The sequence below is a fragment of the Hymenobacter monticola genome (assembly GCF_022811645.1).
Taxonomy (GTDB): domain Bacteria; phylum Bacteroidota; class Bacteroidia; order Cytophagales; family Hymenobacteraceae; genus Hymenobacter; species Hymenobacter monticola.
Genome location: NZ_CP094534.1, coordinates 694,729 through 718,433 on the forward strand (window position 1 = coordinate 694,729; position 23,705 = coordinate 718,433).

General features: G+C 64.3%; 16 protein-coding genes. 7 read left to right on the forward strand and 9 right to left on the reverse strand.

Annotated features, from left to right (window positions below):
* Window positions 1–113: 113 nt before the first annotated feature.
* Window positions 114–3,197: an excinuclease ABC subunit UvrA gene (gene uvrA, locus MTP16_RS03140; protein ID WP_243515887.1), complete on the reverse strand. Its 3,084-nt coding sequence runs from the start codon at window positions 3,195–3,197 to the stop codon at window positions 114–116.
* A gap of 292 nt (window positions 3,198–3,489) precedes the next feature.
* On the opposite strand from uvrA, the gene MTP16_RS03145 reads away from it, so the two are divergent.
* Entirely contained in the window at window positions 3,490–4,161 is a 672-nt protein-coding gene (locus MTP16_RS03145; RefSeq protein WP_243515889.1) for a hypothetical protein, read from the forward strand.
* Window positions 4,162–4,260: 99 nt separating this feature from the next.
* Window positions 4,261–4,713, forward strand: a complete 453-nt coding sequence (locus MTP16_RS03150) for a hypothetical protein (RefSeq protein WP_243515890.1) — start codon at window positions 4,261–4,263, stop codon at window positions 4,711–4,713.
* Between the two features lie 84 nt (window positions 4,714–4,797).
* Here MTP16_RS03150 and MTP16_RS03155 read toward each other — a convergent pair whose 3' ends face one another.
* Together MTP16_RS03155 and asnS are read right to left on the reverse strand one after the other, a co-directional pair.
* Window positions 4,798–5,739 carry a T9SS type A sorting domain-containing protein gene (locus MTP16_RS03155; protein WP_243515892.1) on the reverse strand — a complete coding sequence of 314 codons (942 nt, stop codon included), beginning with the start codon at window positions 5,737–5,739 and terminating at the stop codon, window positions 4,798–4,800.
* Window positions 5,740–5,909: 170 nt separating this feature from the next.
* Window positions 5,910–7,304, reverse strand: coding sequence for an asparagine--tRNA ligase (gene asnS, locus MTP16_RS03160; protein ID WP_243515894.1), 1,395 nt, complete (start codon window positions 7,302–7,304; stop codon window positions 5,910–5,912).
* 214 nt (window positions 7,305–7,518) lie between these two features.
* On the opposite strand from asnS, the gene rpoN reads away from it, so the two are divergent.
* The 3 genes from rpoN to MTP16_RS03175 all read left to right on the forward strand — a co-directional run bounded on the left by rpoN (window position 7,519) and on the right by MTP16_RS03175 (window position 12,818).
* A complete protein-coding gene (gene rpoN, locus MTP16_RS03165) occupies window positions 7,519–9,108 on the forward strand; it encodes an RNA polymerase factor sigma-54 (RefSeq protein WP_243515896.1) in 1,590 nt (529 codons plus the stop codon).
* A gap of 177 nt (window positions 9,109–9,285) precedes the next feature.
* Entirely contained in the window at window positions 9,286–12,108 is a 2,823-nt protein-coding gene (locus MTP16_RS03170) for a response regulator (RefSeq protein WP_243515898.1), read from the forward strand.
* 86 nt (window positions 12,109–12,194) lie between these two features.
* Window positions 12,195–12,818 carry a hypothetical protein gene (locus MTP16_RS03175; RefSeq protein ID WP_243515900.1) on the forward strand — a complete coding sequence of 208 codons (624 nt, stop codon included), beginning with the start codon at window positions 12,195–12,197 and terminating at the stop codon, window positions 12,816–12,818.
* Here the strand turns inward: MTP16_RS03175 and MTP16_RS03180 are convergent.
* The 4 genes from MTP16_RS03180 to MTP16_RS03195 all read right to left on the reverse strand — a co-directional run bounded on the left by MTP16_RS03180 (window position 12,762) and on the right by MTP16_RS03195 (window position 17,301).
* Window positions 12,762–13,349 (reverse strand): hypothetical protein, encoded by a 588-nt coding sequence (locus tag MTP16_RS03180; RefSeq protein WP_243515902.1) that lies wholly within the window; start codon window positions 13,347–13,349, stop codon window positions 12,762–12,764. The genes MTP16_RS03175 and MTP16_RS03180 overlap by 57 nt on opposite strands.
* Window positions 13,350–13,484: 135 nt before the next feature.
* A complete protein-coding gene (locus MTP16_RS03185; protein ID WP_243515904.1) occupies window positions 13,485–15,047 on the reverse strand; it encodes a hypothetical protein in 1,563 nt (520 codons plus the stop codon).
* A gap of 9 nt (window positions 15,048–15,056) precedes the next feature.
* Window positions 15,057–15,194, reverse strand: a complete 138-nt coding sequence (locus MTP16_RS03190; RefSeq protein ID WP_243515905.1) for a hypothetical protein — start codon at window positions 15,192–15,194, stop codon at window positions 15,057–15,059.
* A 112-nt stretch (window positions 15,195–15,306) separates the two neighbouring features.
* A complete protein-coding gene (locus MTP16_RS03195; protein WP_243515906.1) occupies window positions 15,307–17,301 on the reverse strand; it encodes a hypothetical protein in 1,995 nt (664 codons plus the stop codon).
* A gap of 285 nt (window positions 17,302–17,586) precedes the next feature.
* Here MTP16_RS03195 and MTP16_RS03200 point away from each other — a divergent pair, with 285 nt between their 5' ends.
* The gene (locus MTP16_RS03200; protein ID WP_243515907.1) at window positions 17,587–19,689 is read left to right on the forward strand and encodes an OmpA family protein; all 2,103 of its coding nucleotides are present in this window, start codon (window positions 17,587–17,589) and stop codon (window positions 19,687–19,689) included.
* Window positions 19,690–19,772: 83 nt separating this feature from the next.
* Here MTP16_RS03200 and MTP16_RS03205 read toward each other — a convergent pair whose 3' ends face one another.
* Window positions 19,773–20,198 (reverse strand): DUF4844 domain-containing protein, encoded by a 426-nt coding sequence (locus tag MTP16_RS03205; RefSeq protein ID WP_243515908.1) that lies wholly within the window; start codon window positions 20,196–20,198, stop codon window positions 19,773–19,775.
* Window positions 20,199–20,487: 289 nt separating this feature from the next.
* Entirely contained in the window at window positions 20,488–21,963 is a 1,476-nt protein-coding gene (proS, locus tag MTP16_RS03210) for a proline--tRNA ligase (RefSeq protein ID WP_243515909.1), read from the reverse strand.
* A gap of 285 nt (window positions 21,964–22,248) precedes the next feature.
* Between proS and MTP16_RS03215 the strand changes: the two genes are divergently transcribed.
* The gene (locus MTP16_RS03215) at window positions 22,249–23,673 is read left to right on the forward strand and encodes a mediator complex subunit 15 domain-containing protein (RefSeq protein ID WP_243520132.1); all 1,425 of its coding nucleotides are present in this window, start codon (window positions 22,249–22,251) and stop codon (window positions 23,671–23,673) included.
* The last annotated feature ends 32 nt before the right edge of the window (window positions 23,674–23,705 follow it).

Genomic DNA, 23,705 nt, shown 5'->3' on the forward strand with positions numbered 1-23,705 from the left:
ACAATCGGTAAGTTTTAGCAAAGATAACCCGTCCGACCGAAACTTACCGATTTGTGTAAAAATCGGTAAGTTTCGGTCGGACGGGTTATTTATGGCTAACCGGCGGTGTATTTCTACAACTTATTATCTCCTGCGTACTTGCCTGTGCGTAGCTCCTCGGCAAGGAAGCGGGCGGTGTGGCCCTTACCGGCCTTGGCCACCTGCTCGGGCGTGCCCTGGGCTACAATGGTGCCGCCGCCCGCGCCGCCTTCGGGGCCAACGTCGATGATGTGGTCGGCCACCTTAATCAGGTCGAGGTTGTGCTCGATGATGAGGACGGTGTTGCCCTTGTCGGCCAGCTTCTGAAGCACGTCGGCGAGGTGATTAATATCCTCGAAGTGCAGGCCGGTGGTGGGCTCGTCGAGGATGTAGAAGGTCTTGCCCGTATCCTTTTTGCTGAGCTCGGTGGCCAGCTTCACGCGCTGGGCCTCGCCGCCGCTCAGCGTGGTGGCCTGCTGGCCCAGCGTGAGGTAGCCCAGGCCCACGTCGTTCAGGGTCTTGATTTTGCGCAGGATGCGGGGCTGGAACTCGAAGAACTCCACGGCCTTCTCCACGGTCATGTCCAGCACGTCGGTGATGGACTTGCCTTTGAAGCGCACTTCCAGCGTTTCGCGGTTATAGCGGCGGCCTTTGCAGGTTTCGCAGGGCACGTGCACGTCGGGCAGGAAGTTCATCTCGATGGTGCGAATGCCGGCGCCCTCACAGGTTTCGCAGCGCCCACCCTTCACGTTGAAGGAGAAGCGGCCGGGGCCGTAGCCGCGGATTTTGGCTTCCGCCATCTCGCCAAACAGCTGCCGTATTTCGGTGAACACGCCCGTATAAGTAGCTGGGTTGGAGCGCGGCGTGCGGCCAATGGGCGACTGGTCCACTTCAATCACCTTGTCCACCAAGTCCAGCCCTTCGATGCTGCCGTACGCCAGTGGCTCCTTCTTCGAGTTGAAGAAGTGCTGGTTCAAAATCGGGTACAGCGTGTCGTGGATGAGTGTAGACTTGCCTGAGCCCGACACGCCCGTGACGGCCACCAGCTTGCCTAATGGCACTTTCAGGGTCACGTTTTTCAGGTTGTTGCCCTTGGCGCCTTTCAATACCAGCTCGGTGCCTTCGCCCTTGCGCTTTTTCTTTTGCAGCTCGATGTGCTTCTGCCCGCTGAGGTACTGCGAGGTAAGCGAGCCGGAGTTGAAAATCTCCTGCGGCGTGCCCGAGGCCACAATGTGGCCGCCGTGAATGCCCGCGCCGGGCCCAATGTCCAGCACATGGTCGGCGTTGAGAATCATGTCCTTGTCGTGCTCTACCACAATCACCGAGTTGCCGATGTCGCGCAGGTGCTGCAGGGCCTTGATGAGCCGCTCGTTGTCGCGCTGGTGCAGGCCGATGCTGGGCTCGTCCATGATGTAGAGCACGCCCACGAGCTGGGTGCCAATCTGGGTGGCGAGGCGGATGCGCTGGCTTTCGCCGCCGCTCAGCGTGCGCACGGGGCGGTGCAGGTTCAGGTAGTCGAGGCCCACTTCGAGCAGGAAGCCGATGCGCTTGCGGATTTCCTTCAGCAGCTCGCGGGCGATGACGTTCTGGCGCTCCGTCAGGCGGTCTTCCAGGCCCTCAAACCAGCCAGCCAGCTCGTTCAAATCCATCACCGACAGCTCGCCGATGTGCTTGTCGTCCATCTTGAAGTGCAGGCTTTCCTTTTTGAGGCGGTAGCCCTGGCATTCGGGGCAGGGCTGGGCCTGCGCGTACTGCGCAATCCACTCGCGGATGTTGTCCGACTCCGAATCCATCTGCCGGCGCAGGAAGGGAATAATGCCCTCAAATGGCTCCGTAAAGGCGCCCTTGCCACTGTCAGCTTCGTCCTCCGAAATGCCGTGCAATAGGCGCTTCAGCAACTCCTCGGGCAGCTTGTCGATGGCGGTGTTCAGCGTGGCTTTGTTCTTCTTGAGGATGAGCGAGAGCTGCTGGAAAATCCAGATATCGCGGTACTCGCCCAGCGGCGCGATGCCGCCGCGGCTGATGCTCAGCTTGCGGTCGGGCAGCACGGCTTCTTCCGTGATTTCCTGCACCTCGCCCAGTCCGTTGCAGGTGGGGCAGGCGCCGTAGGGCGAGTTGAACGAGAAGGTGTTGGGCGCCGGGTCGTCGTAGGCGATGCCGGTGGCCGGGTCCATCAGGAAGCGCGAGAAGAACTGCGGCTGGGCCTTTTTGGCGTCGGGGTCGAGCACCAGCATGGTGCCCTTGCCGTGCGTGAGGGCGTTCTGCACCGAGCCCGAGAGGCGGAATCGGTCTTCTTCCTTCACAATGAGCCGGTCGATGACAATTTCGATGTCGTGGATTTTGTAGCGGTCCACCTGCATCTTGGGCGTGATGTCGAGGATTTCGCCGTCTACCCGCACCTTGGCAAAGCCCAGCTTGGCAATCTTCTGGAAATCCTCGCGGTAGTGGCCCTTGCGGCCCTTCACCACGGGCGCCAGCACCACCAGCTTCTTGCCGTCGAAGTGCTTGAGGATATAGTTGATAATCTGGTCATCCGACTGCCGAATCATCTTCTTGCCCGTGGCGTAGCTGAAGGCTTCGGCCGTGCGGGCGTAGAGCAGGCGCAGGAAATCATAGATTTCGGTGATGGTGCCCACCGTGGAGCGCGGGTTGCGCGAGGTGGTCTTTTGCTCGATGCTGATAACCGGCGACAGGCCCTCAATCTTGTCCACGTCGGGCCGCTCCAGCCCGCCCATGAAGCTGCGGGCGTAGGCCGAAAACGTCTCCATGTAGCGCCGCTGCCCCTCGGCATAAATGGTGTCGAACGCCAGGCTGCTCTTACCCGAGCCCGAGATGCCCGTGAACACCACCAGCTTATTGCGCGGAATCTGCACGCTCACGTTTTTGAGGTTGTGCTCGCGCGCGCCGTACACTTCAATGAAGGGCGCGTCGATGTGGTGCGTGGAGCCATTGGCTGCGGGCGTGGTCTCAACCGGCGGCAGTGTCTCGGGCGTCTGGTGTTGCAGGGCCACTGCCACGCTGGCCGGGTTGGGCTGGCTGGCCGCGGCGGCTTCCGGTTCGGTGAGGGCGCCGGCGAGCTGCTTTTTGAGCGCGGCGGCGGGGGCAACTGGTTTTTTCTTGGCGGAAGCGGCGGCTTTGGGAGCTTTGGCAACCGGGTCAGCAGTGGATTTTTTGGCCATTCAGGAACGCAGCGAATAAGTGCGTAAAGGTACGTAGATAGGGCGCCGAAGGCTAACCCGAAAGGCATATTTGCCAGTCGGGTTAGCTTTTGGTGCGTCGGGGTGTAACAGCAAGAGCGGCCCGTTTGTCCCCGGCTTTCTCACAGAAAATAAACGGGCGAGGGTTCCTGGCATTTGGGCGACGTTTTCTGCCGCTGAATCTACCTTTTCCGGCACATTGGCACTTGCCTTGCACCTATGCGGAAGCAGCGCCGTTAGTGGCCTGTTAGTCCATTTTTTCCAACCCAATAGCATGAAACCCCTCGCAAGACTTTTTGGCGCGACCCTGGTGGGCGCGTTTGCCCTGTTGGCCGCACCGGCCGCCCAGGCGCAGGTGGGGGTGAATATTAATATCGGCGTGCCGGCCTGGGGCCCCCAGGTGCCCTACGGCACGCAGTATTACTACATCCCCGAAATTGATGGGTATTACGACCTCTACAACCAACAGTACATCGTGTTCCAGGACGGCTACTGGGTGCCCCAGCCCGAGCTGTATGGCTACGACCCCTACCTGTTTCACCCGGTAATAGTGGACTACCGCGGCGCGCAGCCCTGGTCCCGCCTCGATTACTACCACCAGCGCTACGCCTACCAGCCCTACCGCTACTACGCCCGCCCCGGCTACTATAGCGGCGGCTACGGCTACAACGGGTACGGCAGCTACGGCCACCCGCGCGCCGGCTACTACTCCAACGGCCGCGGCTACAACGGTCCCGGCGGCTACCGCGGCCACGACAACCGCGGCGGCAACGCCTACCCCGGCGGGAATTACAACCCGCCGCGCGGCAACCAACCGGCCCAGCCGCAGCCGCCTCAGGGTGGCTACAACCCCGGCCCGGGCCAGAACCCGGGCAACCACGGCGGCTTTGGCGGCAACAACGGTAGTGGGCGCAATAATGCCCCCCTCCGGCACGGCCGCAGCTAGACTGGCCACCTGAGTGCCATCAACCTACCATTTACCAATGCAGTATAATAGCGCCCGGCCCGGTGCCGGGTGTTGCCTGCTTCATTCAATACTTTCCTCATGAAACTGATTCCCAACCTGCTTTGCGCCGCGCTGTTTGGTGGCGCCTCGCTGGCCGCGGCCCCCGCGGCCCAGGCCCAGATTAACGTCAACATCAACACAGGGCCGCCCGCCGTGGTAGGCGCCCCAGCTGATGCTCAGTATTACTACGTGCCCGAAATAAAGGGCTACTACGACGTGCCAGCCCGCCGCTACATTGTGCAGCGCAATGGCCAGTGGACGCGCGTGGAACGGCTGGAGGGCTACAACCCCGCCAACTTCCACCCGCAGTACATCGAATACCGCGGCAACTCGCCCTGGACCTACCGCGGCGGCAACCCCAGCAACGGCGCCCTGCCCCCCGGCCAGGCCAAAAAGATGGGCTACCCCGCCAACCCCAGCAACGGCGGCCTGCCTCCCGGGCAAGCCAAGAAGATGGGCGGTGGCAAAGGCCACGGCCACGGCAAGCACTAGCGCAGTATTCATCCGATTTTAGAAAAGAAAAGAGCCGCCCATCAGGGCGGCTCTTTTCTTTTCTAACGCTGCGTAGTTGCTGATTTATTCTATCACCAACCGTTTCGCGATGGTGCCTGAACCCATGCTTAAGCGCAAAGTGTAAATGCCGGTTTTGAGATGGCTGGTGTCAACCTGGCCTTTGGCACCGTTGACCGTAGCTGGCAGGACCTGGCGCCCCACTTCCTGGCCCAGCGCGTTAAACAATGCGGCCACAACGGGCCGGATGGCTAGTTCGGCCGGAATGGCAATGTTCACCACTCCGTGGGCCGGGTTCGGATAGAGGCTAACCAAGGCCGCTTCGCGCGTTTCACGGGCGGCCAGGCCGGTCCGGCTGATGACAAACTGGGTATTGGGCCGGTTGCCGGCAAAGCGCACCGTGGGAATGGCCGAACTGTTCACCTGTGTGGCGTGAATGCCGGTAGTGCCCACGGCCGTGTACTGCCAGCTGATGTCGGCGGTGGGGGTGCCGTTGCGGTACCAGTCGACCAGCACTTCCACGTTGCTGGTGCCATTCCAGGCAAACGGCGTGCTGAGGGTGAACGTTTTGTAGCCCACACCGGTGGGCAACGACAGCGTGTTGTTGCTATACACGGCGGTAGCACCTGCCACTTCGGTAGCCCAGTCCACGGGGTTAGGAGCCAGGAGCGTAGCCGAAGTACTTTTCATGTACACATTGAGCTGCGAATCGGCACTGGTCAGCTCGCCGGTGCCGCCCTTCAACCAGGCAATGCTCACGATATTGCCGGCCACCGCGCCCGCCGCCGCCAGTTCAGCTGCGGAGAAGATGGACACCGTACGGGCGTATTTGTTGGTGGTAGTGCTGGTACTCAGCAAGACATTGGTGGAAGACGCCGATGTGCCAGTGCCAACCGTGGCAGTGACCGTGACCGGAGCCTGCGCCCGCGCCGCGGACATGCCGGCCACCAACAGCAGCCCCAAGCTGGCCCGCTTCAGATTTTGGAAAAGGGTAACGAGTGCATTCATAGCGTTATGGCTTTATGAAGAAAGCATGAAAAAGTACGTCAATGTAGTCATTTAAAATTGCTTACTTATTGAATGGCAATACTTAGCTTTTTCGCCTAGTACATGCCGCAAACAAAAAAGCGGCTCCCGTGGGAACCGCTTTTTTTGTTTGCATACTTGTCGGACCGGCTTTAAAACGCCGCGTTCTTGGGGTAGCGCGGGAAGGGAATGACGTCGCGGATGTTGCCCATGCCCGTCACGAACAGCACGAGGCGCTCGAAGCCCAGGCCGAAGCCGGCGTGCGGGGCGCTGCCGAAGCGGCGGGTGTCGAGGTACCAGTCCAGGTCCTCGGTGGGCACGTGCATCTCGGCCATGCGGGTGGTGAGCTTGGTGTAATCTTCCTCGCGCTGCGAGCCGCCGATGATTTCGCCGATGCCGGGAAACAGCACGTCCATGGCGCGCACGGTGCGGCCGTCGTCGTCCAGCTTCATGTAGAAGGCCTTGATTTCCTTGGGGTAGTTGGTGAGGATGACGGGCTTCTTGAAGTGCTTCTCCACCAGGTACCGCTCGTGCTCACTCTGCAGGTCGGTGCCCCAGTCCACGGGGAATTCAAACTTCTGCTTGGCGGCTTTCAGGATATCGATGGCCTCGGTGTAGGTGAGGCGCTGGAAGGCGTTGTCGACCACGAAGTTCAGGCGGCCCAGCAGCTCCTTGTCGTACTGGTCGTTGAGGAACTGCAGGTCGTCGGCGCAATTGGCCAGCGCGTACTTCACCAGGCTCCGGAGGAAGTCCTCGGCCAGGTCCATGTTTTCTTCGAGCTCGTTGAAGGCCACTTCGGGCTCAATCATCCAGAACTCGGCCAGGTGGCGGGCGGTGTTGGAGTTTTCAGCCCGGAAGGTGGGGCCGAAGGTGTAGATGCTGCCCAGCGCCATGGCCGCCAGCTCGCCTTCGAGCTGGCCCGAAACGGTGAGGTTGGTTTGCTTACCGAAGAAATCCTGGGTGAAGTCCACCGAGCCATCGGCGGTGCGGGGCGGGTGCTCGGGAGGCAGCGTGGTCACGCGGAACATCTGGCCGGCGCCCTCGGCGTCGGAGCCCGTGATGATGGGCGTGTGCACGTAGTAGAACCCGTGGCGGTTGAAATAATCGTGAATGGCAAAGGCCAGCGCGTGCCGAATGCGCAGCACCGCCCCGAAGGTGTTGGTGCGCGGGCGCAGATGGGCGATGTCGCGCAGGTGCTCCAGCGAGGTGGCTTTCTTTTGCAGCGGGTAGGCTTCGGCATCGGCGGCGCCCAGCACGATGATTTCGGTGGCTTGGATTTCCACCGCCTGGCCCTTGCCCTGCGAGGCCACCAGCGTACCCCGAATGGCCACGGCGGCGCCGTTGCTCACGTCTTTGAGGCTTTCCTCGGGGAAATTTTCGGCGGCGGCCACGGCCTGAATGGTGTGGAGGGTGGAGCCGTCGTTCACGATGATGAACTGCACGTACTTGTTGCCGCGGCGGGAGCGAACCCAGCCTTTGACGAGGACTTCGCGGTCGAGCTCCTGGCTGGCCAGAAGCTCTTTGACGGTGGACCGTTTGAGGGACATAACTTGCGGGGGAGCGGATTGTAAGAGGGCAAAGGTAGGGCAGTGAACGTGTACCCCGAAGCTCCTGCTTCGGCCCGGACGAACGATGGACGTTCTGCCAATCCGAAGCAGGAGCTTCGGGGTACTCGAACTGTGCGGCGCTTGCCAACTAACTTTTCAGGCCAAGATTTAGTAAAATTGACCTCCGCTTCCGCCTTTCCGTACTTTCGTTACTATGCAACGCCTCGACCTCAAACAGCTCCTTTCCCAAAAGCTCAGCCCGCAGCAGATTCAGTTCATCAAGCTGCTGCAAATCCCGACGGCGGAGCTGGAGACGCGCATCAAAGAGGAGATGGAGGTGAACCCGGCCCTGGAAGAAGACGAATCTGACGACGCCGAGGAGCTGGACCGCGACGATGACGACAGCGACGACTCGGACGACCCCGACGCCAGCCTCGACAACGACGAGAACACGCTGGACGAGGATTTTGACGACCGCAGCGGCAACGACTCGGAAATGGCCGACGAAATGCCCGAGCCCGACCTGGCGGCCAAGGAAGACCTGGCCTCGACCGACGACGCGCCCGACAACACCGACCTCGACCTGAGCGACTACCTCAACGACGACGAAATAGCGGGCTACAAGATGCAGGGCGACGGCCCCGGCGAGGAGGAAGAACGCGACACCCCGCTAGCCGACACCAGCGCCTCGCTCATCGACTCGCTAATGGACCAGCTGCACTTTGCCGACCTCGACGAGCGGCAGGAGGCCATTGGCCAGCAGCTCATTGGCTCCATTGACGGCGACGGTTACATCCGGCGCGACCTAGCGGCCATTGCCAACGACCTGGCTTTTAGCCAGAACCTGGAGGTGACCGTGCCCGAGATTGAGGCCGTGCTGCGCGTGGTGCAGCAGTTCGACCCGCCCGGCATTGCGGCGCGCGACCTGCCCGAGTGCCTGCTGCTGCAACTGGAGCGCCGCCCGCAGGACGACAATACCGTGAATGCCGAGCGTATTCTCACCGAAACCTTTGAGGAGTTCACCAAGAAGCACTACCCGCGCATTCAGCAGCGGCTCGATTTGGAAGATGATGAGCTGAAAGAAGCCATCAACGTCATTCTGAAGCTGAACCCCAAGCCGGGCGGCAGCGGCCCCACGGGCCTGGGCAAGACGCAGTACCTGATGCCGGACTTCATCCTGACGAACGACAACGGCGTGCTGAACCTGACCCTGAACGCCCGCAACGCCCCTGAGCTGCGCGTGAGCCCGGCCTACACCGAGATGTTCCGGACCTACGACAAGGCCGCCAAGAAGGACGCCAAGATGAAGGAGGCCGTGACCTTCGTGAAGCAGAAACTAGACTCGGCCAAGTGGTTTATCGACGCCATCCGGCAGCGGCAAAACACGCTGCTGCGCACCATGAACGCCATTGTGGAGCTGCAGCGGGAGTTCTTTGTGGAAGGCGACGAGAGCAAGCTCAAGCCGATGATTCTGAAAGACATTGCCCAGATGATAGGCATGGACATCTCGACGGTGAGCCGGGTGGCCAACTCCAAGTCGGTGCAAACCGAGTTCGGCATCTACCCGCTGAAGTACTTCTTCTCCGAAGGCATTGCCACCGACTCGGGCGAGGACGCCAGCAGCCGCGAGGTGAAAAGCATCCTCAAAGACCTCATCGGCAAGGAAAGCAAGGAACGGCCTCTCAGCGACGATAAGCTGGAAAAGATGCTCAACGCCCGCGGCTACAACATCGCGCGCCGCACCGTGGCCAAGTACCGCGAGCAGCTCAACATTCCGGTGGCCCGGCTGCGTAAGGAGCTGTAAGGCCTCGTTCTGGCGGGCGCCTCCCCCCGTCCCCCTCTCCCCAGGGAGAGGGGGAGCCAGACGCTGGGAGCATAACCGGTGCCCCCTCTCCCTAGGGAGAGGGGGTCAGGGGGTGAGGCGCCCGCTAGAACGAGGCTCCTTCACCGCCATTAACCCTGCCGTCATCATATTTACAGGGTGAAAACTGACGCCCTGCCTTCCCCCACCCTGCCCACCGACGTAGCGGAGCTGCAAGAGCTGCTGCTCACCGAGCGCGCGCGCCGCGAGCTGGCCGAAGCCGAAGCCCAGCGCCTGCACGCCCTGGCGCAGGTGCCGATACTCAACCCCAACCCCTCCCTGCGGCTGGACGCCAGCGGCCAGCTGCTGTATGCCAACCCCGCCGCCGAGGCCCTGGCCCATGAGCTGAAAAGCAACGGCCCCTCGCGGCTGCGGCCGCAGCTGCTGCACGCCGCCACCCAGGCCCTGCGCACCGGCGAGGTGGGCCGGCGCGAAGTGGTGGCCAACGGGCAGCACTTCGTGCTGCACGTGGTGCCGCTGCTGGAAGAGCAAACGGCCCTGCTCTACCTCACCGACGTGACCGACCAGCGGCAGGCCGAAAAGCGCAACGACGAGCTACGCGAGTTTTATGAAACCGTGCTGGCCCACCTGCCGGCCGTGGTGACGGTGCTCGACCCCGACCAGCGCTACCGCTACATCAACCCCTACGCCGAGCCCGACCCGGCCGCGCGCCAGGCGCGCATCGGCCGGTCGTTTGCCGACCATGCGGCCACCGTGGGCCTGCCCGGCGCCGTGGTCACGCGCCGCCGCCGCCTGTTTGAGCGGGCTGTGCAAAGCCGCCAGCTGGTGAGCTGGGAGGAGCGTTGGCCCGGCCCCGAGGGCGAACCCAACCTGTACTGGCTGTGCTATTACCAGCCCGTGTTTGGGCCCGATGGCGGGCTGCGCGAGGTGCTGTGCTACGGCTTCGACATCACGGTGCGGCGGCAGGCCGAGGCCCGCAGCCGGCAGAGCGAAGCCGAGCGCGACGCCCAGCAGGCCTTCACCAACCTGGTGCTCGACCTCAACCCCAACCTGATTTGGGTGCGCGACGCCGAGGGCCGCACCATTTTTGAGAACGCTGAGATGCGCCGCCAGCGCCAGCACATTGCCGACGTGGGCAAGGCCGTGTCGATGGAAGCGGCCATGAGCAAGGAGGAAATTCAGCAAGCCATTCTGGCCGACCAGCAGGTGCTCAACACCGGCGAGCCGCTCACCACGCAGTTTTCGATGCGTCTGGCCAACGGCGAGACGGTGTGGTACCAAACCGTGCGCTGCCCCCTGGTGCCGGCCGACGGTACCACCCAGGTGCTGGGCGTGAGCACCGACATCACGGCCCTGAAGCAGGCCCAGCACGCGGCCGAAGCCGCCGCTACGGCCCGCGAAAACTTCCTGGCCAACATGAGCCACGAAATCCGCACGCCCCTGAACGGGGTGCTGGGCATGACCAGCCTACTGGCCAAAACCGGCCTCAACGAGCAGCAGCTCAACTACGCGGCCATCATTCAGCACTCGGGGCGCCACCTGCTGAACGTGGTGAACGACGTGCTCGACATGGCCAAAATCACCTCCGGGAAGCTGGAGCTGGAGCAATCGGCTTTCAACCTCTGCGACTCGATGGCACACGCAGGCCAGCCGCTGGCCATTCAGGCCCAGGAGAAGGGCATTCGGGTGGTGGGCACGCTGCTGCGCGACTCCTGCCCCCACCCCTGGGTGCTGGGCGACTCCTACCGCCTCAACCAGGTGCTCATCAACCTGCTTTCCAACGCCATCAAGTTCACGCCCGTGGGCGGCACTATCACGGTGGGCGGCTACTTTGTGAGCGAAACCGAAGACACCCTCACCACCGAGTTCCGGGTGACGGACACGGGCATCGGCATTGCGCCCGAGAAGCTGGAAACCATTTTTCAGGAGTTTACCCAGGCCTACGCCGACACCACCCGCCAGTTTGGCGGCACCGGCCTGGGGCTGAGCATCAGCCGGGCCCTGGTGCAGCAAATGGGCGGCAAGCTCACGGTGCAAAGCGAGCTGGGCAAGGGCAGCTCGTTTTCCTTCATCACCACCCTGCCCAAGGCCAGCCCCGAAGCCCGCGCCGCGGCCCTGGCCCCGCAGGTGCCGGTGCAGGAGGCGGCCGTGCGCGGCGCCCGCGTGCTGCTGGTGGAAGACAACCCCGTGAACCGCGAAGTGGCTCAGCTGCTGCTCGAAGGCCACGGCGTCATCGTCGACGAAGCGGCCAGCGGCATCGAGGCCCTGGAGCTGTTTGAGCTGCACCGCTACGACGTGGTGCTCATGGACATTCAGATGCCGGGCATGAACGGGCTGGAAGCCACGGCCCGCATCCGCGCCCACGCCGAGCCCACCAAGGCGGCCACCCCCATCCTGGCCCTCACGGCCAACGCCTTCCGGGCCGATGCCGAGAAGTACGCCGCCGCCGGCATGAACGACACGCTGCCCAAGCCCTTCGACGAGGCCGAGCTGCTCAGCAAGCTGGCCTCGCTGATGGCCGGCGGCAGCGCCCTGCCCAAAACCAAGGCACCCGAGCCGGTAATCGCCGAACCGGAACCCGCGGCTCCTGCACCGCCTGAGCCCGCGCCCGTAGCGGCCCCGCCTACCCCATCGGCGTCCGCCGCCACGGCCCCGCTCTACAGCCTGGGCTTGCTGCGCGAAACGGCCCACGGCAGCGTGGCCTTCATGAACCGCATTCTCACCTCCTTCCACACCAACACGCCCGCCAGCGTGGCGGAGCTACGCACCGCCCTGGCCGCCGCCGACTGGCCCGCCGTGGCCGCCGTGGCCCACCGCCTGCGCCCTTCCCTGAACCTGGTGGGCGCTGCCCGGGTAGTGCCCCACCTGCAAGTGGTGGAATCGAAAGACGCCCCCGAGGCCGGGCGGCGGGCCGCCACGGAAGGGTTCATCCGGGAGCTAACGGCTTTGCTGGACGGGCTGCCGGAGCGGGTGACGGCTTGATGAGAGCGACTGGAGCCAGGGCAGCCGCAGCGGCGCAGGCCCCGTTTTCAAGAAGCCGGTGGCTGGTCTGGCTAGGCGCAGCTGGCTTGCTGGGCGCTTGCGAAAGCAAGCCCGGGCCGCTGGATGCCGCCGCGCTGCCCGTGCCCACGGGCTCTCCTGCCGGCTTGTTTGCGGGGGTTGATTCTTTTGCGTACGTCCTCCCAAGGGCCACCGTCACCGGTGGCTGCTATCTGCTGGCGCCCGAGCGGGGCGAACCGTTCGCAACCGTGTTTTACCGGCCAGCGGCTGCCCAGGCCTGGCAGGAGGTGGGCAGCTTTCCCAACGTGCAGGCCCTCGACACGGCCAATATTGACGGGCGAGACCGGGCGGAACTGTTGGTCACCAGCGAGGTGCAGGCCTACGGGACCGGCGGGGGCACGGCTTGCCAGACCCTGACCATTTACCAGTGCGAAGCGACGGCGCGCAAAGTATTTGAAGCGCCTATTCGCTACGTTGACGAATGGTACGGCCACGACGAGCCCAACAGCCGCCATTACTACGAATCAACGCAAGCCGTTCAGGCCCGCTACGGGGCGCTTTGGGTGGGCCGGCCCCGCAGCAGCAAGGCCCTGCGCTGCAATGGCTACGACCTCTGCATCGGCTGCACCCCCAAACTAAAACCGGGCCGCTACGCTCTGCGCCGCGACACCGTGGCCTGGGTTGCTCCCTAGCGGAGCAGAGCCACGGGCCTCCGCCAGCCAGTCGATTCCGGGCAAAGGCCGGGAAGCAGAAGACGTATTCAGCTGCCGCTGCGTCAGGGCTGCACCACCAGCCGCTGGGCAGGGCCCACGCCGGCGCCGTCGGCACCCACCACCCGAACTAGGCAGGTCTTCGGCGTTGGCGTCGGTGAGGTGCATCAGGCCCTGGGGCAGCAACTCCTTCAGCTTCTCGGGGTGCTGGCGGTAGGTGGGCACCAGCTTCACGGCGTTGGCGTCCTGGGCAAACACGCGCATGGCGCGCAGCACGTCCTTCTTCGAGCGCGTGAGGGTTTGGCCGGTGGCGCCCTGGCCCTCGCGGGCCACCACGCTGCCAGCCAGGGCCTGGGCGGCGGCCTGCAGGTCGGCGCTCAGCTTCTTGAGGGCGGCGTGGGGGCTGGCGGCGGTGGCCGTGGCGGTGTAGTTCAGGAAGCCCAGAAATGTGGCCCGGCTGCACCGGATGTTGGCAAAATGATTTTCGTAAAGGTCGTGGTAGGGAGCGGCCATGGGCGGGAATGGGTTGAGGTTAAAGGATGGCGGGAAGGCAGGGAAAAGAACGGATAATGAGGTAGAAGAGAGAATAAAAAAACACGTCATGCTGAGCGTAGCCGAAGCATGACGTGTTTTCCTTTTTATCCCTCCTCAGCGCAGTTCCAGCCGGGCGGCGGCGCGGGGTTGGTCGGCCTGCTCGGGCACGAGTTCGACCAGGTAGAGCCCCGGCGGCAGCCCGGCCACCGGCAGCGTTGCCTCAGTTGTGCCCGCCACCACGGCCACCTCCCGCAAGGTGCGGCCCAGCGCGTCGCGCACAAGCAGCCGCCCCGCCCCGGCGCCCGCTGGCAGCACCGCGCGCACGGCCTCCCCCGCCCCGGCCGGGCTGGGGTATGCGCGCAGCGGTTCGCCCGCCCGCATTGTGCTGGCCGCGGCCGTGGGCAGGCGCGCCACCAGCTTGTAGCGCCCCAGCCAAGCCTGCTGGGGGCCGGCCCCGCCGCGGGCCGTCAGCCGCTCGGCCGAGCCGGCCACCACTATCGAGGAGTCGGCCTGCGCCTGCCAGTCCCACACCCCCACCGCGTACATCCCGCCAATCGCAAACTCCTCCTCCCGCACGATGGCCCCGGTCACCGGATTGAGCGTGGTCAGGTACAGGTAGGGCGATTGCCGTTCGGTGAAGCTGAGCACCTGCAGCGCGCCCGAGGGCAGCTGCCGCACCCGCGTGGGGCGCTGGGCCCCGCCCCGGCGGGCGGGCAGGCGCGTGGTCCAGCGCAGTTGCAGGGCCGTGTCGAAGCAGGCCACGTACCCCCAGCGCCGCGCGCTCGTGCCCTGCACCGAGTCGGCCCACCCCGCCAGGGCGTACGCGCCCCCACCGGCCAGCGGCAGCGTGTTGTTGAAGGTGCGCAGCACCTGGGCCTTGGCTTCCAGGGAAGCGGCCACGGGCAGCGTGGCCTGGCGCAGCTGGGTGCCCGCCGCGTCGGTTTCCACCAGCCAGGGCCGGTTGGTGTAGCCGGCGCGCGTGCCGGGCGCCAGGTAGCCGGCAAAGCCGGTGAGCAGGTAGCCCCCGCGGGCCGTGCGCAGCACTTCGTTGGGGTAAGGGATGGCCCGCACCGGGTAATGGTAAACCCGCGTCCAGACCACATTGCCCAGCGAGTCGGTGCGCGTGAGCGTGTAGACATCGGTGTCGGCCGTGGACGGGGTGCCCGGGTCGTAGCCGAAGCCCGTCATCGTGAAGCCCCCGTCGGCCTCGCGCAGGGCGTTGCTGGGCGTGGTACGCACCTGGGCCATGGGCAGCACCTGTTTGCGCACCGACACGCCCCCGGCCGTGAACCATTCCAGGAAAGGCACAGCCACGTTGACGCTGCCAACCGGCACATAAGCCGTGCCCACGAAGGCAAAGCCCGCCCCCCAAGGCAGCAGCGCCTGCTCACAGGTAAACATGTCACTGGCCCGGTGCTGCCACACCACCTGCCCGCCCGCGCCGTACGCCCCCAGGTACGCCGGCCAGCCCAGGTTCGCCTGCACTCCTTCGCAACCGCCGGCCAGATACTGCCCCCGGTAGGAGAACACGCGCAGGTAAGCGGCCTGCGAAGCATCAGGCGAACGGGGCGCCAAGTTTTCCCACACGGTTTGCGTCAGCAGTTGGGCGCGGCCGGGCAAGGCCACACCCAGCAGCGCCGCCACGAGGACGGCGCTACGGTAAAATCGGTGCAACATTTGGTGGCTTTACTGAATGACGACGCGTTGGGTAGCCTGCACCGCGCCATCGACCACCAACTGGCAACCGTAGATGCTGGCCTTGAGCCAGCGCTTGGCGCCGCAAGCGGCAGCGGCGGTTCGGGAAAACGTAGAGAACTGCATCATAAAAAATGGGAAAGGGGGACGAAACGGCGACTGGATGGCCGCCGGGCAAGCAGTCGCTTGCCGACAGCAAGGTAGCCGATTTTGCTGTATTTCAATGCCTTTAGCTAAAATACTACCGCCGCCCCAGGCGCCATTCTGCCGTCAGCTCGAAGTAGGGCAGCACCCGGTTGGTTTCGCGCTCCAAATCCGCGGCCGCGTAGCTGGTGCCGATGTAGCTGCCCCGCCCCACGGCGTAGGTGGAGTAGGTGCGCAGCCACTGCAGCCACAGGCTGGCCGCGAGGTTGAAGCCGGCCGTGGCGCGGCGCTCCACGGCCACCTCGGGCCCCTGCTGCCGGGTGATGTTGTGCAAGTAAATCAGGCTGCTGGCGGGGTTCAGGGCCGAGGCGTCGGGCAGCAGGGCGGCGCGGCCGTAGTTGCGCTGCTCCAGCAGGCGGTAGCCCAGGCGCAGGCTGGTGCTGCCGCGCGGCCCGGCCCAGCTTTGGCGGGCGCCGATGTTGAGGTCGTGCGTCACGCTGGTATCGAGGGGGCTTTCGCGGAAGCGGGTCCAGTCGAGCTGGCCCACGCGGTTTTCGCGGCGCACGTAGTCGGCCAGCAGCAGCAGGCGGGGGCGCAGCTGGTAGCTGAGGCTTTGGGTTTGCTCCAGCACGCGGCTGGCGCGGTTGCGGGCCTGCTCGGTGGCCTGGTCGCGCACCTGGTAGCTCACCCACAGGTGGTACTGCGAGCGGATGCTCCACTTGCCTGGCGCCCACGTGAAGCCCGGCTCCCAATGCAGCAGGTGGTCGGCGTAATTCTCCGCGCTTAGCCCGGCCCGGATGAACACTGTTTGGCGGTATTCGCCGGCCACGCCCAGCGTGGTGCGGAAGGACCCGGCCCAGCGCCCGGTCCACGTCAGGCGGGCCAGGTGCTGGGCCTCGTCGCGGATTTGCTGGTTGTCTTTGCTGGGGGCGTCCACGCGCAGCAGCTGGGCGCTGCCCAGCAGCGCCAGCGCGTGGCGGGCCGTGGGCAGCCAGGTCAGGTTGCCCTGCCAGAGAATGGTTTGCTCGGTGATGTCCTTCACCTGCTCGCGGGCCAGGGCCGCGGCCAGGCGGGGCGCGCTCAGGCGGCGGGAGTTGTCGAGGTAGTAGGCGCGGGTGCGCTCGCGGTAGTTGAAGGCGATGCTGGCCTGCAGCTGGGGCCGGGCAAAGCGCAGCTCCTGCCGGGTGTCGATTTCGCGCTGGCGGTAGCCCACGTCCTGCAAAGTGTCGGCCCGCTCGCTCAGTCGCCGGTACCGAAAGGCCCGGGTGGGCAGCAGCACGCTGTTGTCGGAGCGCAGCGTGGCGTATTCGCTCAGCTTGTAGGTGGCGCCGGCCTGCGCCAGCACCGTGTCGGACTGAATGCGCTGCACCGAGCCCAGCAGGTAGTCTTCGGCGCGGTTGGTGCGGTAGCCCAGGCGGCCCTGCACCAGCAGTGGCGCATTTTCCAGAAAAGCCTGCTCACCGGCAGCCTCGGCCACCAGCCGTTGCAGGGTGCGCGGGCCCAGCTGGGCGCGGGTGCCCAGCACGCGCACGGCCAGCGGCGGCGCGGCCGTGCCGTTGAGGAAATAGAGCGCGGCCGCGTCGAAGCCCAGGGCCACGCCGGCGTCGGAGCGGCCATTGCGGTGGTCGGTGGCCAGGCCAGCCAGGGCCGTGAGGTGCAGCTGGCTCAGGGTGTCGAGTGGGCTGGCGGGGCGCAGGCGGCGGTGGTAGCCCAAGCGGCCCAGCCACAGGCCGGTGCGCGTGGCGTTGGCGCGGCTCTGGTCGTAGTGCAGCTGCTGGCCCAGCTGCCAGTGCTGGGCGTCATCAAGCGTGAAGACGTGGGCCACATCCGCGCCGTAGTCCTGGCGCACGAAGGGCGGGGTGCCGCGCGAGTCGTAAATCCAGTCACTCCCCACGCGGTAGCGCAGCTGCTGGCGCGGCCCCAGCTGCAGGTAGCCCAGCGCGGCGCTGGTTTGCACAAAGGTGCTCACGCCCACCCGCCGGGCCCGGGCCAGCAAAAACAGGGCCGTGTCGGCCCCGGCCGGGCGCAGGCCCCGGAACACCGGGCCGAATGTGGTGGCCCCTACCTGCGCCGCGGCGCGTGGGGCCGGCACTAGGAAAAACAATAAAATCAGTCCGGCCACGGCACGCCGAATGAGGGGCCGGCAACCCGCCTCCATCCACCTTTCGCGCACCGAAAAACCTTGAATTGCCACGCAGCCATGCCCCGCAAAATAGTGCCTCACGGAACGGTTTCGGGAAGGTAATACATTCGCGCGGCAGGCGCTGCAAATCCTTTTTCAAGAGGTGATTTGCAGCAAACTTCTTCCCAGTTCCATTCCTATTGCCGTTATTTGCCAAACCTACTCCTGTTGCTAGTTTTTCATCCTGCCGCTACAATGAATCATTATCTTATCCGAAACTCCTTATTGGCAGTGCCCGCGGCGCTGCTGCTCTCGGCGGCGCCGGCCCTGGCCCAGCACGTGCAGTGGGCCGCCCGCCTCGTCGCGGTATCGTCCTACAAGTCGGAAGGCAAAGACCCCTTCTCCCCCAACCAGGTGTTGGGCGTGCCCAACGCCCTGCCGCTGGGCCAAATCAGCAACGACGCCTGGATTCCGCGCAAGGAGGGGCCGAATGAATTCATTGAGGTGCGCTTTGCCCGCTCCATCGCGGCCCAGCAGGTTACCATCATCGAGAACTTCAACCCCGGCTCCATTACCAAAGTGGAGCTGGTGGACACCAAGGGCGAGCACCACGAGGTGTACGCCAACGCCAACCCCGGCCCGCTGCCCGAAACCTTCCGCACGCTGGAAATTCGCTTCCCCGCGGCCGACTACCGCACGCTGGGCGTGAAGGTGTACATGAACACGGCCAAAGTGGAAGGCGTGAACCAGATTGACGCCATCGGCGTGGCCGACGTGGCCTCCACCATGGTGAAGCAGGACTTCACGGAGCCCAAGGGCCCCGACGCGGTGAAGTCGACGCAGTTTGACTCGTCGCTGGTGAGCCTGGGGCCCAACATCAACACCCGCTACGTCGACACGCACCCCGTGATTTCGCCCGACGGCCGCACGCTCTACTTCGCCCGCCAAAACCACCCCGGCAACGTGGGCGGCGGGCGCGACCCGCAGGACATCTGGTACTCGAAGCTGGTATCGGGCCGCAACAAAACCTGGAGCCTGGCCAAGAACATGGCCGAGCCCAGCAACAGCCCCGAAGACCCCAACGGCCTGGCCTCGGTATCGGCCAACGGCCGGTCGGCCCTGCTCATCGGGGTGTACGAAGACGGCCTGATGCAGCCCAAGGGCTTCAGCATGAGCAAGCAAACCCCCGGCGGCTGGACCAAGCCGGTGAAGGTAGAAATCGACGACTTCTACAATAAAGACCCCGAACACATCGACGGCTTCCTGGCCACCTCGGGCAAGGCTCTGCTCATGGCCGTGCAGCGCAACGACGGCGCCGGCGGCCAGGATTTGTACGTGAGCTTCCCGAAAGTGGACAAGCTGCCCGAGGGCGTGGCCACCGTGAAAGCCCAAACCGAGTGGACCAAGCCGCTCAACCTGGGCCGCACCATCAACACTGCCGGCGCGGATTTTGCGCCCTTCCTGGCGGCCGATGAGAAGACGCTGTACTTCGCCAGCGACGGCCGCGGCGGCTACGGCAAGTCCGACATCTTCTACACCAAACGCCTCGACGATACCTGGACCAACTGGAGCACCCCGCGCAACCTGGGCCCGGTGGTGAACTCGCCCGACTTCGACGCTTACTACACCATCTCGGCCGCCGGCCAGGATGCCTACCTCGTGTCGTCGCGCAATGGCGTGGACGGCTCGAAGGACATCTTCCGCATCTCGCTGGCCCCCGCCTTCCAGCCCGAAGTGGTGACGCTGGTAACCGGCCAGGTGCTCGACGTGAACACCAAGAAGCCCATCCGCGCCATCATTCACTACGAAAACCTGCTCACGGGCGAGGAAATCGGCGTGACCGAAACCGACCCGCGCGACGGCTCCTACACCATTGTGCTGCCCAGCGGCGTGCAGTACGGCATGCGCGCCGAGGCCAAAGGCTACATCGCCGAAAACGCTAACCTCGACGTGACGGCCAAGGACAAGTACTCGGAGCAGAAGCAGGACCTGTACCTCGTGCCCTTCGACGTGGGCCAGACCGTGAAGCTGAACAACATCTTCTTCCAGCAAAGCAAGTACTACCTCAACACCAGCTCCTATCCCGAGCTGCTGCGCCTCATTCGCATCATGAAGGACTACCCCACGGTGGAAATCAAGATTGCGGGCCACACTGACAACCAGGGCGACCCCGCCCTGAACCTGAAGCTGAGCCAGGACCGCGTGAACGAGGTGAAGAAGTACCTGGTGGCCCACGGCATCAACGGCGGCCGCATCACCACCGAAGGCTTCGGCGGCACCAAGCCCATTGCCAGCAACGACCAGGAGGAAACCCGCTCCCGCAATCGCCGCGTGGAATTCACGATTACCAAGAAATAGCGCGCCGCGCGCCGCTTGGCCTTCCAAACGAAAAGCCCCGGTACCGCTTGGCACCGGGGCTTTTCGTTTGGAAGGCCAAGCGCTTACTGCTTGGCCGTGGCCTCGGCTTCAACAAAGGCGGTGAGGCGCCCTTCGGAGCTTTCGATGCCCACCAGGTCGAGCAGGTCCTGGTAGAAGGAGGCGGTTTGCTGGCGGTCCTCCAGGGTTTTCATCAGCGGGTTGATGCGGCTCAGTCCGGCGTCGAGGCTTTGCAGGAAGGCCTCCTTGGTGGGATTGGTGCGCGTGGCGAGGGCCAGAAAATCCGAAGTGGACTGCGCCAGCATGCGGTTGGTCATCGGGCGGGCCTCTACGGGCAGAATTGCCGCCTTCTTGCCCACTACCACGGCGTCCTGCGTTTGCTTAAGCAGCTTTTCAAGCTTGCTTGCCGCTTTGCTGGGTATGGTAATGGAGGTTTGGGCATAGGCGTTGCCTGCCAGGAAAATGAGGGCTGCGAGCAGAAGTTTGCGCATAGGAGAAAGGGTTTGTGCCGCGTTGTAACACGGCAGATTCATGGTCAAAGATAATTTGAAAGAACAATATTCATACCAATTAAATTAAATAATTTGTAGAAATATAAATAATCAAGCTGGCTTTGGGCATAGTCTTGCTCGCTGAGTAGGGCCATAAAAAAAGAGCCGCAGCGTGGCGATGAACTCGTTATGAGCCCTTTACCACACTGCGGCTCAAACCATGCATAAGCTGGTTAGCCTGACTGCCGCTGCCGTCACTCGAAAGAATAAATGCAGCAGCTATGTCTAATTAATAAGCGCGGGCGAAATACGCGCGGCGCGGGCTCGGCTTGCCGGTTACCATGCAGATGCCTTCCTCGTCGGGCTCGGCCAGGGCCAGGCAGCGCACGGTGGCTTTGGTTTCGTCCTTGATGCGCTCCTCGGTTTCGGAGGTGCCGTCGTAGTGGGCCAGCAGGAAGCCGGGCTCCTCGTCCAGCATGCGCTTGAACTCGTCGTAGCTGTCCACACGGGTGGTGTGCGTGTCGCGGAAATGCCGGGCCTTGCTGTAAATGTTGGTTTGGATGTCGGTTAGCAGCTGGTCGACGGTGGCCACGATGTCGGCCAGGGGCAGGCTCATTTTCTCCTTGGTGTCGCGGCGCACCACTTCCACCATGCCGGCGTCGAGGTCGCGCGCGCCAATGGCCAGGCGCACGGGCACGCCCTTCAGCTCCCACTCGGCAAACTTGAAGCCGGGCCGCTCGGTGTCGCGGCTGTCGAGCTTCACCGAAATGCCGCGCGCGATGAGGCCCTGCTGAATGGGCCGGATGCGCTCGATGAGGGCATCCAGCTCGCCGGTTTTGTAGATGGGCACGATGACCACCTGGATGGGGGCCAGCTTGGGCGGCAGCACCAGGCCCTCGTCGTCGGAGTGGGCCATGATGAGGGCGCCCATCAGGCGGGTGCTCACGCCCCAGCTAGTGCCCCACACGTGCTCGCGCACGCCTTCTTTGTTCGAAAACTGCACGTCGAAGGCCTTAGCGAAGTTCTGGCCCAGGAAGTGGCTGGTGCCGGCCTGCAGGGCCTTGCCGTCCTGCATCAGCGCCTCGATGCAGTAGGTGTCTTCGGCGCCGGCAAACCGCTCGTTGGGCGTTTTCACGCCCTTCACCACGGGCAGGGCCATGTGCTCCTCGGCAAATTCGGCATACACGTCGAGCATCTGGCGGGTTTCGGCCACGGCTTCTTCGGCGGTGGCGTGGGCCGTGTGGCCTTCCTGCCACAGAAACTCGGCCGTGCGCAGGAACAAGCGGGTGCGCATTTCCCAGCGCACCACGTTGGCCCACTGGTTGATGAGCAGCGGCAGGTCGCGGTAGCTCTGCACCCAGTTTTTGTAGGTGTTCCAGATGATGGCCTCGGAGGTGGGGCGCACCACTAGCTCTTCCTCCAGCTTGGCGTTGGGGTCCACGCGGAGCTTGCCCGGCTTGTCGGGGTCGGTCTGCAGGCGGTAGTGCGTCACTACGGCGCACTCTTTGGCGAAGCCTTCGGCGTTTTTTTCCTCGGCTTCGAACAGGCTTTTGGGCACGAAGAGCGGGAAGTAGGCGTTTTCGTGGCCGGTGCGCTTGAACATGTCGTCGAGCTGGCGCTGCATTTTTTCCCAGATGGCGTAGCCGTAGGGCTTAATAACCATGCAGCCACGCACGGCCGAGTTCTCGGCCAAGCCAGCACGCTTCACTAACTCGTTGTACCAGAGAGAATAATCTTCTTGGCGGGTAGGCAACTTTTTGCTCATAAAAGGCATCTGAAGGAGTAATCGAAAAAGTTCCAACTCTGGTACAACATTTGAATTAACCCAGGGGCACCGTTTCGGGGTCAAATTACGTTAGGAATACGCGTACCTCATACGGGGCCAGCCCGGCCCGGCCACCCCGAGGCCCTACCGACTTTCCGGTAGACGCCGCTCCCGGCTTACCAGTATTTTGGGCCGAAGGGGGGCTGATTATTAGCCTCTTCATCCTGCTTCCACCGTATAGTGCGTTACTTTACAACAGCTACCCACCCTCACCTTTTTGCCGTCATGAAAAACACACTCACCGCCTTGTTGCCCGCCCTGGCCCTGCTCGCGCTGGGTGGCTGCGCGAGCACCGCCGGCCTCGCCACGTCGGAAGACGACGGGGTCTATTACTCCTCGAAGGACCGCACCACAGCCGTGGTGGCTGCCGCGCCAGTGCCGGCCAACGCCGACGAAGCCGCCAACCCCGACTACAACGGCAGCCCGGCCCGCTCATCGGCCCGTCAGGGCAGCGGCTCCGACCAGTACTACGACAACACGTACACCTACATGAAGGGCGTGCCCACCAGCCCGGGCCTGGGCTACTACGCCCCGTATAGCCCCTACACCACCCTGAGCTACGCCGGAAGCTATGGCTACGGCTGGGGCGGCGGCGCCTGCGGCTTCTCGCCCTACCCCTGCGTTGGGGTTTATGACCCGTTCTACAGCTCGTTTTATAGCCCCTTCTACAGCCCGTTTGGCTATGGCTACCGCTCGGGCATCAGCATCGGCATAGGGTTTGGCTACGGCCGCTCGTTTGGGTATGGCTACTCGCCCTTCGGCTATGGCTACGGCGGCTACGGCGGGTTCTACGACCCGTTCTATTCGCCTTACCACTACGGTGGCCCCTTCTACGGCGGCTACTACGGCCGCGGTGGCTACTACGGCAACAGCTACAACGGCGGCAGCTACGGCAACAACGGCTACGACAACCGTGGCAACGGCCGCACCTACGGCCACCGCACCGACCGGGCCTCGGAAGGCCGGGCTTCGGCTTCCAGCGTGAGCGGCGGTACCACGTCGGCTCCGGTGCCGGCCAGCGGCGGGCGGATGCGTAGCGAGATGGCGACCCAGCCCAACTCGACGGCCGGTGGCGTGACGCCTGACCGGAACCGTGGGCGCGGCGAGGCCGGCTCCGTCACCGCTTCCCCGGCGCAGGAACAAAGCACCGGTGGCTTCAACCGCCCCCAGCGCATCGACCGTTCAGCACAGCCGCAATACGGCGACATGGGCCAACCGGCCACTATTTCCCGCCAGCCCGAAATAGCGCCCGCGCAGAGCCAGGATGGGCGCGACAACGTTCGCGGCCGGTGGCGCAACGCCGACGTGAACGCGCAAGCCGGCCAGGCACAGCCCATGGCCACTCCGCAGCCGGTGGAGGGAGAGCGGCGCCGCGGTGGGTTCTTCCGCAGCTTGGGCGGCGACCAGCCGGCCAACAACGGCGGCCAGATGACCCAGCAGCCGCAACGCAGCTACGAGCAGTCGCGGCCGCAACGTACTTATGAGCAGCCCCAGCGCACTTTCGAGCAGCCGCAGCAGCAGCGCAGCTACGAGCAGCCCCGGCAGGAGCGCACCTACAGCCAGCCCAGCCAGCCTTCGTATTCGGCTCCGTCGTACGGTGGGGGCAATAGCGGCGGTGGCGGGGGTGGCGGCCGCCGGGGCCGTGACTAATTGAATCGGTTTGTTTTCTGCAAAAATTCCCT

Excerpts from the sequence above, each read along its gene's own strand:
- MTP16_RS03185 (WP_243515904.1), bottom strand. The coding sequence starts at position 15,047 with ATGTTGCACCGATTTTACCGTAGCGCCGTCCTCGTGGCGGCGCTGCTG.
- MTP16_RS03180 (WP_243515902.1), bottom strand. The coding sequence starts at position 13,349 with ATGGCCGCTCCCTACCACGACCTTTACGAAAATCATTTTGCCAACATC.
- proS (WP_243515909.1), bottom strand. The coding sequence starts at position 21,963 with ATGAGCAAAAAGTTGCCTACCCGCCAAGAAGATTATTCTCTCTGGTAC.
- asnS (WP_243515894.1), bottom strand. The coding sequence starts at position 7,304 with ATGTCCCTCAAACGGTCCACCGTCAAAGAGCTTCTGGCCAGCCAGGAG.
- MTP16_RS03150 (WP_243515890.1), top strand. The coding sequence starts at position 4,261 with ATGAAACTGATTCCCAACCTGCTTTGCGCCGCGCTGTTTGGTGGCGCC.
- MTP16_RS03205 (WP_243515908.1), bottom strand. The coding sequence starts at position 20,198 with ATGCGCAAACTTCTGCTCGCAGCCCTCATTTTCCTGGCAGGCAACGCC.
- rpoN (WP_243515896.1), top strand. The coding sequence starts at position 7,519 with ATGCAACGCCTCGACCTCAAACAGCTCCTTTCCCAAAAGCTCAGCCCG.
- uvrA (WP_243515887.1), bottom strand. The coding sequence starts at position 3,197 with ATGGCCAAAAAATCCACTGCTGACCCGGTTGCCAAAGCTCCCAAAGCC.
- MTP16_RS03145 (WP_243515889.1), top strand. The coding sequence starts at position 3,490 with ATGAAACCCCTCGCAAGACTTTTTGGCGCGACCCTGGTGGGCGCGTTT.
- MTP16_RS03215 (WP_243520132.1), top strand. The coding sequence starts at position 22,249 with ATGAAAAACACACTCACCGCCTTGTTGCCCGCCCTGGCCCTGCTCGCG.
- MTP16_RS03200 (WP_243515907.1), top strand. The coding sequence starts at position 17,587 with ATGAATCATTATCTTATCCGAAACTCCTTATTGGCAGTGCCCGCGGCG.
- MTP16_RS03190 (WP_243515905.1), bottom strand. The coding sequence starts at position 15,194 with ATGATGCAGTTCTCTACGTTTTCCCGAACCGCCGCTGCCGCTTGCGGC.
- MTP16_RS03155 (WP_243515892.1), bottom strand. The coding sequence starts at position 5,739 with ATGAATGCACTCGTTACCCTTTTCCAAAATCTGAAGCGGGCCAGCTTG.